Raw genomic sequence first — 17,456 nt, forward strand, 5'->3', positions numbered from 1 at the left:
CTTAGCCTCTGGGCTCAATGCTTGCCGCGAGGATCGCCAGCACCAACTGCTGAAAATCCAGACCGGCTGCGCGAGCGGCCATGGGTACCAGGCTGTGATCGGTCATGCCCGGAGCGGTATTGACTTCAAGGAACCAGAAATTCCCTTGGTCATCCTGCATCACGTCTGCCCGCGCCCAACCGGCGATACCCAGCGCCTCACAGGCTTTCGCCGTGAGGTCCATCAATTCCTGTTCTTTGGTTGCATCAAGGCCGCATGGGATCCGGTACTGGGTATCGGAAGCCACGTACTTGGCGTCGTAGTCGTAAAAGGTGTGGGGCGTGCCCAATGCGATGGGCGGCAATACCTGGCCACGCAGGGTGGCGATGGTGTACTCGGGACCCTGGATCCACTGTTCAACCAATACTTGCGAATCGTAGGTGCTTGCCGCTTTCCATGCGTCGATCAATTCGGCGGCCGAGTTCACTTTGGCCATGCCGATACTGGAGCCTTCATGGGCTGGTTTGACGATCAAAGGCAGGCCCAGTTCCTTGGCTGCAGAAATACAATCGTCTTCGCTGCACAGCACGCTGTGACGCGGGGTCGGAATGCCCAGGCTGTGCCACACCTGCTTGGTGCGCAGCTTGTCCATGGCCAATGCCGACGCGAGGATGCCGCTGCCGGTATAAGGAATGCCAGCGCACTCCAGCAGGCCTTGCATACTGCCGTCTTCACCGCCACGGCCGTGCAGGATGATGAAGGCGCGGTCGATTTTCTCGGCCTGCAGGCGGGCGAGGAAGTCGTCGCCTACGTCGATACCAAACGCGTTTACACCCGCGCTTTGCAAGGCTTCAAGCACGGCGTTACCGGACTTGAGCGACACTTCGCGTTCAGCGCTTTTGCCGCCGAACAACACCGCTACGCGACCGAAGTCGGCAGGCGTGATAGTGGAGAACAGGGAGCCGTAGCCAGTGGTCATTTCGACTTCCCCTTAGCGGCCGCAAACAGCGGGCTCGCGAGCAATTTAGGGGCGAGCCCGCCAATGTCACCGGCACCCTGGCACAGCAGAATGTCGCCAGCACGCAGCAGCGGCTTGACGATTGGCGCCAGGTCCACACCGCGCTCAATGTAGATCGGGTCCAACTGGCCACGCTGACGGATGCTGTTACACAGCTTGCGGCTGTCGGCGCCCGGGATCGGTTCTTCACCGGCCGGGTAGACTTCCATCAACAACAGCACGTTGGCGTCGGCCAGTACATTGACGAAATCGTCGTACAAATCCCGGGTACGGCTGTAGCGGTGCGGCTGGTAAACCATCACCAGGCGGCGCTCCGGCCAGCCACCACGCACGGCCTTGATCACGGCGGCCACTTCGGTCGGGTGGTGACCATAGTCGTCCACCAGCATCACGTCGCCGCCTTCTACTGGCAGTTGGCCGTAGACCTGGAAGCGACGGCCCACGCCGGCAAAGCGCGACAGACCTTCGACGATGGCTTCATCGCTGACGCCCTCGTCGCTTGCAATGCAGATAGTCGCCAGGGAGTTCAAGACGTTGTGGTTGCCCGGCATGTTCACCGAGACATCCAGCGGCTCACGATCCGGGCGCAGCACGGTGAAGTAGGTTTGCATGCCTTCCTGGCGCACATTGATCGCGCGCACGTCGGCGTCTTCGCTGAAACCGTAGGTCACCGTCGGGCGTTTGACCGATGGGAGGATTTCACGCACTACCGGGTCGTCCAGGCACACCACGGCGAGACCGTAGAACGGCAGGTTGTGCAGGAACTCGACGAAGGTTTTCTTCAACTTGTTGAAGTCACCGTCGTACGTCGCCATGTGGTCTTCGTCAATGTTGGTGACGACCGCGACCAGCGGCTGCAGGTGCAGGAAGCTCGCATCACTTTCATCGGCTTCGGCGATCAGGTAACGGCTGGTGCCGAGCTGGGCATTGGTGCCGGCTGCATTCAGGCGGCCGCCGATCACGAAGGTCGGGTCCAGGCCGCCGGCAGCGAACACCGAGGCGATCAGGCTGGTGGTGGTGGTTTTGCCATGGGTACCGGCAACGGCGATGCCGTGGCGATAGCGCATCAGCTCGGCGAGCATCTCGGCGCGTGGCACCACCGGAATACGGCGCTCAAGGGCCGTGGCCACTTCCGGGTTGGAGGTGTTCACGGCGCTGGACACTACCAATACGTCAGCTTCGGCGGCGTTCTCGGAACGGTGGCCGATGAAGATCTGCGCGCCAAACGTCTTAAGGCGATCGGTGACCGGCGACTCTTTCAAGTCAGAGCCGGACACCTGGTAGCCCAGGTTCAGCAATACTTCGGCAATGCCGCACATGCCCACACCGCCAATACCGACGAAGTGGATGCGACGGATGCGGCGCATTTCCGGCTGGGGCATGGCTTTCTGATTCTCAACCATGGGCCACCTCCAGGCAGATATCGACCACGGTGCGGGTTGCGTCAGGTTTGGCCAGGCGGCTTGCGGTGCTCGCCATGCTATTGAGTCGTTCCGGTTGCATCAAAACCTCGGTCAGGCGTGCGGCCAAATCGGCGGCGCCAGTCGTTCTTTGCGGCAGCAGGAAGGCAGCGCCCTCCCCGGCCAAATATTCGGCGTTGCGGGTCTGGTGATCGTCAATCGCGTGGGGCAGAGGCACCAGCAAGGACGGCAGACCGGCGGCGGCCAGTTCACTGACGGTCAGCGCACCAGCGCGACAAACCACCAGGTCGGCCCAGCCATAGGCTTGGGCCATGTCTTTGATGAAGGGCTGTACGTTCGCCTCTACACCGGCTTCGCGGTAGCGCGTCGCGGTGACTTCATCGTGATGCTTGCCGGCCTGATGGAAGATCTCCGGGCGCACGTCCACAGGGAGTTGCGCCACGGCTTCCGGCAGCAATTTGTTCAGCGGCTCGGCGCCCAGGCTTCCGCCCAGGATCAGCAGGTGCGCCTTGCGCCCGGCCAATGCTTCGCGGGCGATGTCCATAAACAGTTCGGTGCGCACCGGATTACCGGTGGTGCGGCGCTTGTCCGATGCTGCAAACGTATTCGGGAACGCTTCGCACACCCGTGCAGCCAAGGGCACCAGCAGCCGGTTGGCAGTCCCGGCGACGGCGTTCTGTTCGTGCACGATCACCGGCACGCCGGCAAGCTTGGCCGCGACGCCACCTGGGCCGGTCACGTAACCGCCAAAGCCGAGCACGCACACCGGTTTCAATTCGCGAATGACCTTGCGCGCTTGCCATACCGCCTTGAGCAACACGAACGGCGCCTTGAGCAAGGACAGTTTGCCCTTGCCACGCAGGCCGGTGACGTTGATCAGGTGCAGCGGCAAGCCGGCATTCGGCACCAATTCGTTTTCGATGCCACGCGGTGTTCCCAACCAGTGCACGGTATAGCCACGGTTCTGGAATTCACGCGCGCAGGCCAGGGCCGGGAACACATGGCCCCCGGTGCCGCCCGCCATGATCAGCACGTTAGCGCCCATGGGTCGGCTCCTCGGCGAAGTCGCTTTCGCTGAACTCCATCTCTTCGCTGCCCAAGTGGGTTCGACTCTCCCACTCGATACGCAACAACAAGCCCAGGCAGATGCAGCAAATCACCAATGAGCTGCCGCCGTAGCTGAGGAACGGCAGGGTCAGGCCCTTGGTCGGCAGCCGTCCGATATTCACCCCGACGTTAATCAGGAATTGGCCGATCCATAGGAATGCCAACCCATAGGCAACGTAGGCGGCAAAGTACTGCTTGGCTTTCTCGGCCCACAGGCCTATGTACATGGCGCGCACACAGACAAATACAAACAGCGCAACAGTGCACAGCGAACCCACGACACCCAGCTCTTCCGCCAGTACCGAGAACACGAAGTCGGTGTGGGCTTCCGGCAGGTAAAACTGTTTCTGCACGCTGTTCCCCAACCCCACGCCAAACCACCCGCCGCGGCCAAAGGCGATCAGCGCCTGGGTCAACTGGTAACCCGCGCCAAACTGATCGGACCATGGGTCGGTAAAGGTAATCAGGCGGGCCATCCGATAGGGTTGCGCCAGGACCAGAAGGTAGACCGCAACCACCGCCAGCACGACCATCAAGGCGAAACGTACGAGCCCAACGCCACCGAGGAATAGCATCGCCGCCGCCGCGCCCATCATGACGACGGTGGCACCGAAGTCGGGCTCCATCAGCAACAGGCCGGCCATGGGCAGCAGCACGATGAATGGCTTGAAGAAGCCCATCCAGCTTTCGCGCACTTCTTTCTGGCGACGTACCAGGTAGCCGGCGAGGTAGATCACCACGAATACCTTGGCGATTTCCGACGGCTGCACGTTGAACGCACCGAAGCCGATCCAGCGCATCGAACCGTTCACCTCGCGGCCGATGCCGGGCAGGATCACCATGATCAGCAAGCCAAACGCACCGATCAGCATCAGCCAACCCAGGCGTTGCCAGGTTGCGATCGGGATCATCATGGTCACAACGCAGGCACCGAGGCCGATCACCAGGTACACCAAGTGACGGATCATCATGTACAGGGTGTTGCCAGACTGCACGGCGGCCACTTCGGAGGACGCCGACGTGATCATCACCAGGCCCAGGCCCAGCAGCGCCAGGCAACCGGCGAGCATTGGGAAATCCAGGTCGATACCGCGCCCGGTAATAATCGGCGACGGGTACGGCTTGATGATGTTTCTGAAGTCGATACTCATGCCAAGGCCTCCACGGCGCGGGCGAACAGCTGGCCGCGCTCTTCGTAGTTCTTGAACATGTCGAAACTGGCGCATGCCGGCGACAGCAGCACCGCATCGCCCGGTTGGGCCAGGGCTTTGCAGTGGGCGATGGCGTCGTCCAGCGACGTGGCGCGTACTTGCGGCACGGCATCGCTCAGGGCGGCGGCGATCAAGTCAGAATCGCGCCCGATCAGCACCACGGCACGGCAATGCGCGGCCACTGGGCCTTTAAGGTCCTTGAAGTCGGCGCCCTTGCCGTCGCCACCGGCGATCAGCACCAGCTTGCCTTCGATATCGGCGCCAAGGCCCTCGATGGCAGCCAGCGCCGCACCGACGTTGGTGGCCTTGGAATCGTTGTAATAGCTGACGCCATCCAGGTCGCGGACCCACTGGCAGCGATGCTCAAGACCGCCGAAGGTGCGCAGGGCCGACAACATAGCGTCGAACGGCAGGCCCACGGCATGGCCGAGCGCCAAGGCCGCCAGGGCGTTGGACTGGTTATGTGCGCCACGGATTTTCAGCTCACGCACCGGCATCAGGTTCTGGAATTCGAAGGCCAGGTACTTCTCGCCGTGCTCTTCGCGGATGCCGAAGGCTTTGAAATCGGGTTTGCTCAGGCCGAAGGTCCAGCACGGCAGGCCCTCGCCCATCAGCGGACGGCTCAGCGCATCCTGGCGGTTGACCACCACTTGCTTGGCGCCGCGGAAGATTCGGTGCTTGGCCAGGTGATAGGCCGGCAGGCCGCTGTAGCGGTCCATGTGATCTTCGCTGACGTTCAAGACGGTGGCGACTTCGGCGCCAAGGTCGTGAGTCGTTTCCAGCTGGAAGCTCGACAGCTCCATCACGTACAACTCGATGTCGTCGCTGAGCAGGTCCAGCGCCGGCGTACCGAGGTTGCCGCCCACGGCGACGCGCTTACCGGCCGCCACAGCCATCTCGCCGACCAGGGTGGTGACGGTGCTTTTTGCGTTGGAACCGCTGATCGCCACGATCGGCGCCTTCGCGTGACGCGCGAACAGGTCGATATCGCCGGACAGTTTCACGCCACGCGCCGCTGCGGCTTGCAGGGCCGGTGTCGCCAACGCCAGGCCGGGGCTCACGTAGAGCTCATCGGCGCGGCACAGAAACTCGACATCCAGCTCGCCACAACGCACTTCCACGTGCGGGTAGTCACGGCGCAGCGTGACCAGCTCCGGTGGATTTTCCCGCGTGTCGGCCACGGCAAACGACGTGCCCCGGTTCGCCAGGAAGCGAACCAGGGACATGCCGCTCTTGCCGAGGCCGACAACGATGCGGAAGTGGTCTGAAGCGATCAGGGACACTCGTTTCTACCTCAGTTTCAGGGTGGCAAGGCCGACCAGGACCAGAATCACGGTGATGATCCAGAAACGGACAATCACACGCGGCTCGGGCCAGCCCTTGAGTTCAAAGTGGTGATGAATCGGCGCCATGCGGAACACACGACGCCCGGTCAATTTGAAGGAGGCCACCTGGATGACCACCGACAGGGTTTCCATCACGAACACACCGCCCATGATGAACAGCACGATTTCCTGGCGAACGATCACCGCGATGGTGCCCAGGGCCGCGCCCAGCGCCAGTGCGCCGACGTCGCCCATGAAGACTTGCGCCGGGTAGGTGTTGAACCACAGGAACCCCAGGCCGGCGCCGATCAGCGCGCCGCAGAACACGATCAACTCACCCGCGCCCGGTACGTAAGGAATCAGCAGGTATTCAGCGAATTTCACGTTACCCGACAGGTAGCAGAAGATGCCGAGCGCACCGCCGACCATCACCGTCGGCATGATCGCCAGGCCGTCGAGGCCGTCAGTCAGGTTCACCGCGTTGCTCGAGCCAACGATCACGAAGTAGGTCAACACCACAAAGCCGATGCCCAGTGGAATGCTGGCGTCCTTGAGCATTGGGATGATCAAGGTGGTCTCGACGGCGCTCGGCGCCGTCATGAACAGGAAAATCGCTGCGCCCAGGCCGAACACCGATTGCCAGAAATACTTCCAGCGGCTTGGCAGCCCCTTGGAGTTTTTCTCGATTACCTTGCGGTAGTCATCCACCCAGCCGATGGCGCCGAACAACAGGGTCACCAGCAGCACCGTCCAGACGTAACGGTTGTGCAGGTCAGCCCACAGCAAGGTGCTGATGCCGATGGACGACAGGATCAGCGCGCCGCCCATGGTCGGAGTGCCGGATTTGGACAGGTGCGACTGCGGGCCGTCATTGCGAACCGATTGACCAATTTGCAGGTTCTGCAGGGTGCGGATCATCCACGGCCCCAAAAACAGCGACAGAGACAGCGCGGTCAGCACACCCAGGATCCCGCGCAGGGTCAGGTACTGAAAGACCGCGAAGCCTTTGTGGAACTGTTGCAGATACTCAGCCAGCAGCAGCAGCATTAATGTTTCTCCGTACTTGAGCCACACAAGGCCGCGACGACGTTTTCCATCACCGCGCTGCGCGATCCCTTGATCAAAATGGTTGTGTGTTTGTCTTGTTCAGCCGCCGTCAGCGCCTGGATCAGCTCGGCCTGGGTCGCGAAATGCCGCGCGCCGGAACCAAAGCTGTTTACCGCGTGAGCCATGTTCGGGCCGACGGCGTAGAGCGCGTCAACCTTGCCTGCGGCATACGCACCGACTTCACGGTGCGACTGTTCGGCCCACTCGCCCAGTTCGGCGATATCACCCAGCACCAGTACCTTGCGGCCATCAAAGCCTTTGAGCAGGTCAATGGCGGCGCAGACCGAGGACTGATTGGCGTTGTACGTGTCATCAATCACGCGCATGCCGTTGGTGGCCAACTGCGCCACAGTGCGGCCCTTGACCGGCTGCACCGCGCCCAAACCGGTGGCGATACCGAACAACGACACGCCCAGGGCGTAAGCAGCAGCGGCGGCGGCCAAGGCATTGGCGACGTTGTGGTTGCCCAGCAGGTTCAACTGCACGTGCTCACTGCCTTGCGGAGTGTGCAAGGTAAAGGACGGGCATCCACGCGCATCGACCGTGATGTTGGAGGCATGGAAATCGGCCGCTGCATTCAGCACGGCAAACGTCAGGACCTTGCGCCCGGCAGCGCGTACGCGCCAGGTTTCGAAAGCCTTGTCGTCAAGATTCAGAACAGCAGTGCCCGACGCATCCAGGCCTTCAAGGATTTCACCTTTGGCTTGGACGATTTTTTCCGGGCCACCGAACTCGCCGACGTGGGCGGTACCGGCATTGTTGATGATTGCCACGTGGGGCTTGGTCAAGGCCACGGTGTAGGCAATTTCACCGACGCGCGAAGCGCCCAGTTCGATCACGGCCGCGGTGTGTTCCGGGGCCAGTTCGAGCAGGGTCAGCGGAGCGCCGAAATCATTGTTCAGGTTGCCACGTGTGGCAAGGACCGGCCCGCGCGTGCGCAGCACACCGGCAAGCAGTTCCTTGACCGTGGTCTTACCGCTGGAGCCGGTGATGGCGGCAACCGGCTTATCAAAGGCGGCGCGGTTCAACGCGCCCAACTGGCCCAGGGCCAGACGGGTATCAGCGACCAGCAATTGCGGCAATGTGGAATCCGCGACTTCGTGCTGAACCAACGCGCCGACTGCGCCTTTGGCGGCGACGTCATTCAGGTAGTCATGACCGTCGAAACGCGGACCCGTCAGCGCAACAAACAGTTGCCCCGGCTTGATGGCGCGACTGTCGATACTGACGCCGTCGAAACTGCAATCGCTCGACAACACGCGGGCCGACAGCGCCTGGGCGAGTTCGCTGAACTTCATCGCTTTAAGCATGAGCAACCTCCCAGGCCGTCAAGGCATGGTCAGCCTCGACCAGATCGGAGAAGGCATGCCGCTCGCCGTTGATTTCCTGATAGTCCTCGTGACCTTTACCGGCCAGCACGACCACGTCGTCAGCACTGGCGCTGGCGATCAGTTGGGCGATAGCCGCGCCGCGACCGGCGACGAAAGTGACCTTGGACGCCTCTTTGAAGCCAACACGGATGTCGTCAAAAATCTGGCTCGGGTCTTCGCTGCGTGGGTTGTCGTCGGTGACGAGCACGCCATCAGCCAGGCGTTCGACAATGTCGGCCATCAGCGGGCGTTTGCCGCGATCGCGATCGCCGCCGCAACCAAACAGGCACAGCAATTTGCCCTTGGCGTGTGGACGCAGGGCCATCAGTACTTTTTCCAAAGCGTCTGGCGTGTGGGCGTAATCGACCACCACCAACGGCTGTGTGCCGCCACCCAGGCGCTGCATGCGACCGGCTGGGCCTTCCAGCTTGGGCAGTACGCGCAGGATTTCGTCCAGGGCGTAATCCAGGCCGAGCAACGCGCCGATAGCAGCGAGTACGTTGCTCAGGTTGAAACGACCGAGCAAGGTGCTTCGCAAATGGTGTTCGCCTTGCGGCGTAACCAAGGTGGCGCGCACGCCTTCGTCATTGAATTGGGCTTCGCGGCAATACAGGTAAGCGCTGGAGTCTTCCAGGCTGTAGCTGATCAGGCGCGATTCACGGTCTTCGGCTGCCAGTTGGCGACCGAACGCGTCGTCCAGGTTCACAACCCGGCACTTGAGGTCATTCCAGGCAAACAGCTTGGCCTTGGCCGCCGCGTAGGCTTCCATGGTGCCGTGGTAGTCCAGGTGATCACGGGACAGGTTGGTCATCACCGCCACGTCGAACGCCAGCGCGGTGACGCGTCCCTGGTCCAGGCCATGGGACGACACTTCCATCGCAACGGCCTTGGCACCGGCCTTTTTCAGGTCGGCCAGGGTCGCTTGCACGGCGATCGGGTTTGGCGTGGTGTGCAGGCCGCTTTGCAGCGCGCCATAGAAGCCAGTGCCGAGGGTACCGACAATGCCGCAATGCTGACCGAGCAGGTCAAGGGCCTGGGCGACCAATTGGGTCACGCTGGTCTTGCCGTTGGTACCCGTAACGCCGACCAGATTGAGCTGGCGGCTCGGGTCGCCATAGAAGCGCCCGGCAATGTCAGACAGTTGTGCAGCCAGGCCTTTGACCGGAATCAATGGCACGTCGGTGATCGGCAGCACGGTAGCGCCTTCCACTTCGTAAGCCACGGCGGCAGCACCACGCTGCAACGCGTCTGCGATATGCGCGCGGCCATCGAATTTACCGCCAGGCACGGCCAGGAACAGGTCACCGGCACGCACATTACGGCTGTCCAGGCTCAACTCGCGAATCAACAGGTCGCGACCAGCGTGGGCAAAAATCTTGTTCAGGCTAAGAGACATCAGCCGCGCCCTCCATTGGCTTTTACAGCAGCGGCCGGTGGTCCGGCGTTCGCTTGTTGAGTCGGCGGCAGGTTGTCCGGTGTGATGTTCATCAGGCGCAGGGTGCCGGACATCACTTTGCTGAACACCGGCGCCGATACCAGGCCACCGAAGTAGCCCGCTTTACTCGGTTCATCGATCACGACGACGATGGCGTAGCGTGGGTCGCTCATCGGACCGAAGCCGGCGAACAACGAACGGTAGGAGTTTTCGGCGTAGCCCTTGGTGCCAACCGATGTCTTACGCGCGGTACCCGACTTGCCAGCCACGTGATACGCCGGCACCTGAGCACGGAATACGCCGCGCGGTGCTTCGATCACTTGTTGCAGCATGCCCTGCATGGTCTTGGCGACGTTTTCCGGGATGACCTGGGTGGCTTTCGGCGCTTCGTCGATGTGGATCAGGCTCAGTGGAACCATCCGGCCATTATTTGCCAATACAGAGAAAGCATGGGCCAGTTGGATCGCCGTCACCGACAGGCCGTAGCCGTAGGAAAGTGTGGCGGTCTCGGCCTTTTTCCAGTCGCGGTAGTTCGGCAGGTTGCCCACACGCTCGCCAGGGAAATCCAGGCCGGTGGGTTGGCCCAAACCGATCTTCTGCGCCAGGTGGTAAATGGTTTCGCCGCCGATATCGAAGGCGACCTTACTCATGCCCACGTTACTGGAGTTGATCAGGATACCTGTCAAATCCAGCACCGGACCTTCGGTGCGAGACACGTCACGAATGGTGTATTTGCCCAGCTGCAAGGTGCCTGGGTACACCTCGACCTTGTCGCTGGGTTTCCAGCGTCCGGTTTCCAGGGCAGCACTCATCGAGATGGCTTTCATGGTCGAACCCGGTTCGAACACGTCGATCATCGCGCGGTTGCGCATCATCGCCGGCTGCAGGTTGCGACGGTTGTTGGGGTTGTAGGTCGGCTGGTTGACCATGGCGAGGATCTCGCCGGTCTTCACGTCCATGATCACCAGGCTGCCGGCCTTGGCACCGTTCTCGATGATCGCGTTACGCAGCTCGCGGTTGGCCAGGTATTGCAGGCGCAGGTCAATCGACAACGCCAAGGGCTTACCGGCCTTGGCGTTTTTGGTGACTTGAACATCCTTGATCAACCTGCCGCGCCGATCCTTGATAACTTGTCGTTTGCCGGGAACTCCAGCGAGCCATTCATCGTAGGCGAGCTCCACACCTTCGCGGCCGTGGTCATCGATGTCGGTAAAACCCACCATGTGCGCGGTGGTTTCACCCGCCGGGTAGAAACGACGGAATTCCTCGATGCCGTAGACACCGGGGACTTTAAGATCGAGCACTTGCTGGCCCTGTTCGGGGGTGAGGCCGCGAACCAGGTAGATGAATTCTTTGTTGGCTTGCGCTTCCAGACGCTCGGCCAAGGCTTTCGGGTCTTGGCCGAGGGCAGCGGCAAGCGCTGGCCAACGGTCCTTGGCCACCTGCAGTTCCTTGGCGTTGGCCCACAGGGTCGTCACCGGAGTACTGACGGCCAAAGGCTCGCCGTTACGGTCTGTGATCAGGCCGCGGTGCGCAGGAATCGGAATATGCCGCAGGCTACGTGCATCGCCCTGGCCGATCAGGAACTCACGGTCGACCACTTGCAGATCAATGATCCGCCAGGCGATCGCACCCACCATCAACGCCAGCAGCCCCACCATCAGGCGGAAGCGCCATGGGTAGAGTGCGCCTTCGAGCTTCATCATGGCGCCACCATGCGGACTTCGGCCGCGCCGGGGATGTGCATTTTCAGCTGTTCGGTGGCCAGCACTTCGATACGGCTATGGGCGGTCCAGGTGCTTTGCTCCAGGATCAGCCGCCCCCACTCCGCTTGCGCCTTGTCGCGCACACTCAACTCCCCGTACAGGGTGTTGAGCAGTTGACGGTTGTAGTGGGCGCTGTAGGACACCGCAATCGCGGAAATCAGCACGCCGACAAACAGCAGCAACATAAAGAAGCTGCCGCCCGGGAGGGGCTTGGCGAAAAGCTTGCTCACCGCAACTTCTCCGCAACGCGCATGACGGCGCTACGGGAACGTGGGTTGGCCTTGAGTTCAGCTTCGGAAGCGAACTGCGCTTTGCCATGGACTTTGATTTTCGGCACAAAGGCTTCGAAACGTACCGGCAGGTTGCGCGGCAGGTTGTCGGACTCACCCTTGACCAGGCGACGCATGAACAGTTTGACGATACGGTCTTCCAGGGAGTGGAAGCTGATCACAACAAGCCGACCGCCCACTTCCAGCGCCTCGAGGGCAGCTTCGAGGCCGGCCTCCAGGTCGCCCAATTCGTTATTGACGTGAATACGCAGGCCCTGGAACGCACGGGTCGCCGGGTTCTTGCCTTTTTCCCACGCGGGGTTGGCGACTTTCAGCACTTCGGCGAGATCAGCAGTGCGCTCGAATGGCTGGATTTCGCGGCGCTCGACCACGGCACGCGCCATGCGACCGGCGAAGCGTTCTTCACCGTATTCCTTGAACACACGGGCGATTTCTTCCACGGGTGCGGTGGCGATGAACTGTGCAGCACTGACGCCACGCGTCGGGTCCATGCGCATGTCGAGCGGGCCGTCATTCATGAAACTGAAGCCGCGCTCCGGGTCGTCGAGCTGTGGCGAAGACACGCCCAGGTCGAGCAAAACCCCGGCCACCTTGCCCGCCATGCCGCGCTCGGCGACTTCAGCGCCCAGCTCGGCAAAGCTACGCTGCACAACGACAAAGCGGCCGTCTTCGGCCGCTAGCGCTTGCCCGGTGGCAATCGCTTGGGGGTCTTTGTCAAACCCGAGGAGTTTACCGTCCGACCCAAGCTGGCTGAGGATCAACCGGCTATGACCGCCCCTGCCGAAAGTGCCATCCAAATAGCAGCCATCCGCGCGTACGGCGAGAGCCTCAACGGCTTCGTCAAGCAGTACGGTGATGTGGTTAAAGCCGCTATCAATAGTCACAGGATCAAATCACGCAGTTCATCAGGCATGGCGCCCGGTTGTTGAATAGCAGCCAGGTCTGCTGCAGAAACTGCATCCCAGGCATCTTCGTCCCACAATTGGAACTTGTTCAGTTGGCCGACCAGCATTGCGCGCTTATCCAGCTTGGCGTACTCGCGCAAACGCGGAGGCACCAGAAAGCGACCGCTGCCATCGAGCTCGAGGTCGACGGCATTACCAATCAGCAAACGCTGCAGGCGGCGGTTTTCTTCACGCAATGAAGGCAGGGCGCGCAATTTGGTTTCAATCAACTCCCACTCATCGAGCGGGTAAACACATAAACAAGGGTCAACGGCATCGATGGTGATGATCAACTGCCCGGAACTTCGCGAAATCAGCTCGTCACGATACCGGCTCGGCATAGCGAGACGGCCTTTTGCATCGAGACTGATTGCATTAGCTCCGCGAAACACAGATGCGTTTCTCCAAATTTTAGCGTTTTACGTTCAAAAAACCCACTTTGTGCCACTTTCCGCCACTTGCGCACACTATAGGAATGCGCCCACCACACCGTCAAGGCGCGGATTCAAGGAAAAGCCTTACAGAACGGAGATTTAGGAGCGTAAACGGAGGAGAAACCAGAGTTCGTCGGTATTTTTGGCTCAACAAGCGCAGATAGCTCAAAGAGCTATGGCTTAAAGTTAAAGTGATTTATTAAGAGTAAGATTTTTTTGGTATTACGAAGATGCATCTGCCAATGATTTGGCAGGGAGGGATTCTTGCGTTACTACCGGTTTTCTGCCCGAGATTCAGACAGAAGGAAAAAGGTGGAGAGTCGATCTGTAAGCCGGGTTCTGTCTTGAACAGTCATTCGTCTACGATGGCCATCACTGGACACCTTTAGCAACCTACCCGGTCCCAGCGCGGGCCACGCCTTGGGACCCTATTTGGTCTTGCTCCAAGTGGGGTTTACCTAGCCACGAACTGTTGCCAGTCGTGCGGTGCGCTCTTACCGCACCTTTTCACCCTTACCGGCACCGAAGCGCTTAGGCGGTTATTTTCTGTGGCACTTTCCGTAGGCTCACGCCTCCCAGGCATTACCTGGCACTTCGCCCTATGGAGCCCGGACTTTCCTCCCCCTCCTAATTTTCATAGAAGGCAGCGACTGTCCAATCGACTCTCCGCCGCGCAGGTTAACGGCACGGCGGACTTAGGACAAGTAATAAAAGTTCAGAATTACCATCACGCTCAGACGGAATACAGGTTTAGCCCGGAACTATTCGGCTTTCTGTTTATCCAGCGCAGCCTGGTACAAGAGGTTCTTGCGAACGCCGGTAATTTCCGCCGCCAGGGCCGCAGCACGCTTGAGGGGCATTTCCTTGAGCAGCAGGTCGAGTATGCGCATCGCCTCGCTGCCCACGGCATCTTCATCCTCCGGCGCCGTCCAGCCCGCCACCAGCACCACGCACTCGCCGCGCTGTTGATTGCTGTCGCCTTCGACAAACCCGCGCAGCTCTTCCAAAGGCAGGCCCTTGAGTGTTTCAAAGGTCTTGGTCAGCTCACGAGCCAGCAGTGCCAGGCGTTCGCCGCCAAACACCAACTCCATGTCTTGCAGGCATTCAAGGATGCGATGCGGGGCCTCGTAAAAGATCAGGGTGCGCGGTTCTTCCTTCAACGCCTGAAGACGCGCGCGACGACCCACGGCCTTGGCCGGCAGAAAACCTTCGAAGATAAAACGGTCGGAGGGCAAGCCTGCCGCCGACAATGCGGCGATCAGTGCGCACGCCCCCGGAACAGGCACTACATTGATACCAGCAGCCCGTGCCTGGCGCACCAGATGGTAGCCTGGGTCGGAAATCAGCGGGGTGCCCGCGTCGGAGATCAGCGCCACATCGTCGCCGGCCAGCAGACGCACGATAAAACGACTGCCCTCTTCGCGTTCGTTATGTTCGTGGCAGGCCGCCAGTGGGGTGCTGATACCAAAATGCTGCATTAATCGCTGGGAGTGCCGCGTGTCTTCAGCCGCAACCAATTTGACGTCGCGCAACACCTTAAGCGCCCGAGCGCTGATGTCGTCCAGGTTGCCAATGGGCGTCGCCACGACAAAAAGCGAGCCTGCAGTGGAATTCAAAGGACCTGGAGCAGTCAAAACGCACACCTCGATGGTTGGCAAAAGCGACATTGTAGCGCGTAGGCGCCTTGAAAATATGCCATCACGGTAGATGCCGTTTCAGCCGTTAGTAGCTAATAGCAACATTTGCACGATCTAAATCGACAGTTTCACGCCACTGACATCGCGCCTGAGCCAGTGCTTGGGTACAATTCCACGCTAATTTGATCGGTATCAGGAACACTTACATGATCGCTTGCCTGCGGCTGCTCTCCGCCCTCTGCCTCGCTGCCTTGTTGGCCGCTTGCGCCAGCTCGCCCTCGTCCAGCCTTGGCGACCTTCCACGGACTCCGGACGCCAGTATCGAGCAACTGCTCGAACAGGCCACGACCGCCAACACGCCAGAAAAGGCCGCCATGCTGCGCCTGAGTGCGGCAGACATGGCCTACAAACAGAACAACCCAGGCCGCTCAGCGCAGATTCTTGCGCAGGTGCCCCTGGATGTCCTCAAGCCAGCCCCGCAGGTTTTTGCGAGCACCCTGGCCGCCGAATTGGCCATGGCACGCAACCAGCCCAAGGCGGCGCTGACCGCCCTGAACCACCCGAGCCTGCAAAGCCTGAAGGACCTGCCGCCTGAACAGCAGATCCGCACCGGCAGCGTGCACGCCCGTGCTTATGAAGCCGACGGCCAGACCCTGGCTGCTGCGCGTGAGCGTGTTGCCATGGCCCCGCTGCTCACTGGCGATGCCGCTAACAGCAACCACGAAGCTATCTGGGCACTGATTGCCGCCCTGCCGGCCGAACAGCTGCAAGCCAGCGGCAACCCAGTGCTGGACGGCTGGATCACCCTCGCCCAGTCGGTCAAGGGCGCCGGGACGCTGGAGCAACAACAAGCCGCGATCGACACTTGGCGTGCACAGAACCCGGGCCACCCAGCCGCCGTGCAACTGCCGTCGCCGCTGACCAAACTCAAGGAGCTGGCCAGCCAGCCCCTGACCAAGATTGCCCTGCTGCTGCCACAAGACGGCCCGCTGGCCGCCGTCGGCAAAGCACTACGCGAGGGCTTCATGGCTGCGCACTACCAGGCTGAACAAGCCGGGCAGAAGCCGCCGGTCATCGAGTTCTATGACAGCTCGCGCCTGACGTCCATTGATGAGTTCTACGCCAAGGCCCAGGCCGCCGGCGTGCAACTGGTGGTCGGCCCGCTGGAAAAACCACTGGTCAAACAACTCAGCGCACGTGCGCAGTTGCCGATTACCACCCTGGCGCTGAACTACAGCGAGACTGACCAAGGCCCGCCGCAGCTGTTCCAGTTTGGCCTGGCTGCTGAAGACGAAGCCCGCGAAGTGTCGCGCCGCGCACGGGCCGACGGCCTGCATCGCGCTGCGGCGATGGTGCCGCGTGGTGAGTGGGGCGAACGTGTCTACAAGGCCTTCCGCCAGGATTGGGAAGCCAATGGCGGCACGGTGATGGGTGTCGAGTATGTCGACCAGCCAGTCGCCCTCGCCCAGCAAATTGCCGACCTGTTCCAACTGCGTAAAAGCGAAGGCCGCGCCAAGAGCCTGCAAAGCACCGTCGGCACCGACGTCGCCGCGCAACCCTCGCGTCGCCAGGACATCGAGTTCATCTTCCTGGCCGTGCCCCCCCAGTTGGCCCAGCAGATCAAGCCGACCCTGAACTTCCAATACGCCGGTGATGTGCCGGTGTACGCCACGTCCCATGTGTTCAGTGCCAGCGGCGACAAGAACCAGTACCTGGACATGACTAACGTGATGTTCTGCGAAACCCCTTGGCTGCTTAACACCACCGATCCGCTGCGCAACCAGGTTGCTGCCCAATGGCCGCAAGCCAATGGCAGCCTGGGTCGCCTGTACGCGATGGGCGTCGATGCCTACCGCCTGGCGCCGCGCCTGGGCCAGCTCAAGGCACTGCCGGATACCCGTATTGACGGCCTTTCGGGCAACCTGGGCATCAGCACCAACCAGCGCGTTGATCGTCAGATGCCATGGGCCAAGTTCGTCGGTGGCGAGATCCAGCGCCTGCCGGACACCCCGCGCTGATGCCCGAGCGGTCCAGCGCACAAAGCGGCAAGGACGCCGAACTTCAAGCACTGAAACACTTGCAACAGCAGGGTCTGCGCCTCCTGGCGCAGAACTGGTTGTGCAAACGCGGCGAGCTTGATCTGGTCATGCTTGACGGCGATACAGTAGTATTCGTCGAAGTCCGCTACAGAAAACACGCACAATGGGGTGGCGCACTCGCCAGTATCGACGGGCGCAAGCGTCAGAAACTGATACTCGCAGCGCAGTTTTTCCTGCAAAAAGAGCATCGCTGGGCCGACGCCCCCTGCCGTTTCGATGTGGTTGCCATAGAAAGCACGCCGTCTGGTCAGGCTGATCTGAACTGGCTTAAAAATGCCTTCGACAGTTGATTCGCCGGACATCTTCACCACAC

At 61.1% G+C, this 17,456-nt stretch carries 15 protein-coding genes and 1 other RNA gene; 2 read left to right on the top strand and 14 right to left on the bottom strand.

Going from position 1 to position 17,456, the window contains the following annotated elements:
- Window position 1: 1 nt before the first annotated feature.
- From BFP95_RS19575 to rsmI, 14 genes are all read right to left on the bottom strand, one after another.
- A complete protein-coding gene (locus BFP95_RS19575) occupies window positions 2–958 on the bottom strand; it encodes a D-alanine--D-alanine ligase (protein ID WP_065910583.1) in 957 nt (318 codons plus the stop codon).
- The gene (gene murC, locus BFP95_RS19580) at window positions 955–2,400 is read right to left on the bottom strand and encodes a UDP-N-acetylmuramate--L-alanine ligase (RefSeq protein ID WP_065875048.1); all 1,446 of its coding nucleotides are present in this window, start codon (window positions 2,398–2,400) and stop codon (window positions 955–957) included. The genes BFP95_RS19575 and murC overlap by 4 nt, the downstream gene beginning before the upstream one ends.
- The gene (murG, locus tag BFP95_RS19585) at window positions 2,393–3,463 is read right to left on the bottom strand and encodes an undecaprenyldiphospho-muramoylpentapeptide beta-N-acetylglucosaminyltransferase (RefSeq protein WP_065875049.1); all 1,071 of its coding nucleotides are present in this window, start codon (window positions 3,461–3,463) and stop codon (window positions 2,393–2,395) included. Before murG ends, murC begins: the two co-directional genes overlap by 8 nt.
- Window positions 3,453–4,676, bottom strand: coding sequence for a putative lipid II flippase FtsW (gene ftsW, locus BFP95_RS19590; RefSeq protein WP_065875050.1), 1,224 nt, complete (start codon window positions 4,674–4,676; stop codon window positions 3,453–3,455). The genes murG and ftsW overlap by 11 nt, the downstream gene beginning before the upstream one ends.
- Window positions 4,673–6,019 (bottom strand): UDP-N-acetylmuramoyl-L-alanine--D-glutamate ligase, encoded by a 1,347-nt coding sequence (gene murD / locus BFP95_RS19595; RefSeq protein WP_065910584.1) that lies wholly within the window; start codon window positions 6,017–6,019, stop codon window positions 4,673–4,675. Before murD ends, ftsW begins: the two co-directional genes overlap by 4 nt.
- Window positions 6,020–6,025: 6 nt before the next feature.
- A complete protein-coding gene (gene mraY / locus BFP95_RS19600) occupies window positions 6,026–7,108 on the bottom strand; it encodes a phospho-N-acetylmuramoyl-pentapeptide-transferase (RefSeq protein WP_065875052.1) in 1,083 nt (360 codons plus the stop codon).
- Window positions 7,108–8,478, bottom strand: coding sequence for a UDP-N-acetylmuramoyl-tripeptide--D-alanyl-D-alanine ligase (gene murF, locus BFP95_RS19605; protein ID WP_065875053.1), 1,371 nt, complete (start codon window positions 8,476–8,478; stop codon window positions 7,108–7,110). Before murF ends, mraY begins: the two co-directional genes overlap by 1 nt.
- Window positions 8,471–9,934 carry a UDP-N-acetylmuramoyl-L-alanyl-D-glutamate--2,6-diaminopimelate ligase gene (locus BFP95_RS19610; protein WP_065910585.1) on the bottom strand — a complete coding sequence of 488 codons (1,464 nt, stop codon included), beginning with the start codon at window positions 9,932–9,934 and terminating at the stop codon, window positions 8,471–8,473. Before BFP95_RS19610 ends, murF begins: the two co-directional genes overlap by 8 nt.
- Window positions 9,934–11,676, bottom strand: coding sequence for a peptidoglycan D,D-transpeptidase FtsI family protein (locus tag BFP95_RS19615; RefSeq protein WP_167345855.1), 1,743 nt, complete (start codon window positions 11,674–11,676; stop codon window positions 9,934–9,936). Before BFP95_RS19615 ends, BFP95_RS19610 begins: the two co-directional genes overlap by 1 nt.
- Window positions 11,676–11,969 carry a cell division protein FtsL gene (gene ftsL / locus BFP95_RS19620; protein WP_010213047.1) on the bottom strand — a complete coding sequence of 98 codons (294 nt, stop codon included), beginning with the start codon at window positions 11,967–11,969 and terminating at the stop codon, window positions 11,676–11,678. The genes BFP95_RS19615 and ftsL overlap by 1 nt, the downstream gene beginning before the upstream one ends.
- A complete protein-coding gene (rsmH, locus tag BFP95_RS19625) occupies window positions 11,966–12,913 on the bottom strand; it encodes a 16S rRNA (cytosine(1402)-N(4))-methyltransferase RsmH (RefSeq protein WP_065875055.1) in 948 nt (315 codons plus the stop codon). Before rsmH ends, ftsL begins: the two co-directional genes overlap by 4 nt.
- Complete coding sequence (mraZ, locus tag BFP95_RS19630; protein ID WP_003171868.1) at window positions 12,910–13,365, bottom strand: division/cell wall cluster transcriptional repressor MraZ; 456 nt, start codon at window positions 13,363–13,365, stop codon at window positions 12,910–12,912. The genes rsmH and mraZ overlap by 4 nt, the downstream gene beginning before the upstream one ends.
- Window positions 13,366–13,719: 354 nt before the next feature.
- An RNA gene (gene rnpB, locus BFP95_RS19635) (RNase P RNA component class A) lies at window positions 13,720–14,073 on the bottom strand.
- 95 nt (window positions 14,074–14,168) lie between these two features.
- The gene (gene rsmI, locus BFP95_RS19640; RefSeq protein ID WP_162490583.1) at window positions 14,169–15,074 is read right to left on the bottom strand and encodes a 16S rRNA (cytidine(1402)-2'-O)-methyltransferase; all 906 of its coding nucleotides are present in this window, start codon (window positions 15,072–15,074) and stop codon (window positions 14,169–14,171) included.
- A gap of 176 nt (window positions 15,075–15,250) precedes the next feature.
- On the opposite strand from rsmI, the gene BFP95_RS19645 reads away from it, so the two are divergent.
- Together BFP95_RS19645 and BFP95_RS19650 are read left to right on the top strand one after the other, a co-directional pair.
- On the top strand, window positions 15,251–17,062 hold the full coding sequence (locus BFP95_RS19645) for a penicillin-binding protein activator (RefSeq protein ID WP_065910586.1): 1,812 nt from the start codon (window positions 15,251–15,253) through the stop codon (window positions 17,060–17,062).
- The gene (locus BFP95_RS19650) at window positions 17,062–17,433 is read left to right on the top strand and encodes a YraN family protein (protein WP_061435353.1); all 372 of its coding nucleotides are present in this window, start codon (window positions 17,062–17,064) and stop codon (window positions 17,431–17,433) included. Before BFP95_RS19645 ends, BFP95_RS19650 begins: the two co-directional genes overlap by 1 nt.
- Window positions 17,434–17,456 lie beyond the last annotated feature (23 nt).

It is taken from the genome of Pseudomonas sp. 58 R 12, assembly GCF_900005865.1.
Taxonomy (GTDB): domain Bacteria; phylum Pseudomonadota; class Gammaproteobacteria; order Pseudomonadales; family Pseudomonadaceae; genus Aquipseudomonas; species Aquipseudomonas tritici.

Bases quoted from the DNA above. Each gene is read 5' to 3' on its own strand.
- murC (WP_065875048.1), bottom strand. From the start codon at position 2,400: ATGGTTGAGAATCAGAAAGCCATGCCCCAGCCGGAAATGCGCCGCATC.
- BFP95_RS19645 (WP_065910586.1), top strand. From the start codon at position 15,251: ATGATCGCTTGCCTGCGGCTGCTCTCCGCCCTCTGCCTCGCTGCCTTG.
- BFP95_RS19575 (WP_065910583.1), bottom strand. From the start codon at position 958: ATGACCACTGGCTACGGCTCCCTGTTCTCCACTATCACGCCTGCCGAC.
- mraY (WP_065875052.1), bottom strand. From the start codon at position 7,108: ATGCTGCTGCTGCTGGCTGAGTATCTGCAACAGTTCCACAAAGGCTTC.
- murF (WP_065875053.1), bottom strand. From the start codon at position 8,478: ATGCTTAAAGCGATGAAGTTCAGCGAACTCGCCCAGGCGCTGTCGGCC.
- murG (WP_065875049.1), bottom strand. From the start codon at position 3,463: ATGGGCGCTAACGTGCTGATCATGGCGGGCGGCACCGGGGGCCATGTG.
- BFP95_RS19615 (WP_167345855.1), bottom strand. From the start codon at position 11,676: ATGAAGCTCGAAGGCGCACTCTACCCATGGCGCTTCCGCCTGATGGTG.
- ftsW (WP_065875050.1), bottom strand. From the start codon at position 4,676: ATGAGTATCGACTTCAGAAACATCATCAAGCCGTACCCGTCGCCGATT.
- BFP95_RS19610 (WP_065910585.1), bottom strand. From the start codon at position 9,934: ATGTCTCTTAGCCTGAACAAGATTTTTGCCCACGCTGGTCGCGACCTG.
- rsmI (WP_162490583.1), bottom strand. From the start codon at position 15,074: ATGTCGCTTTTGCCAACCATCGAGGTGTGCGTTTTGACTGCTCCAGGT.
- BFP95_RS19650 (WP_061435353.1), top strand. From the start codon at position 17,062: ATGCCCGAGCGGTCCAGCGCACAAAGCGGCAAGGACGCCGAACTTCAA.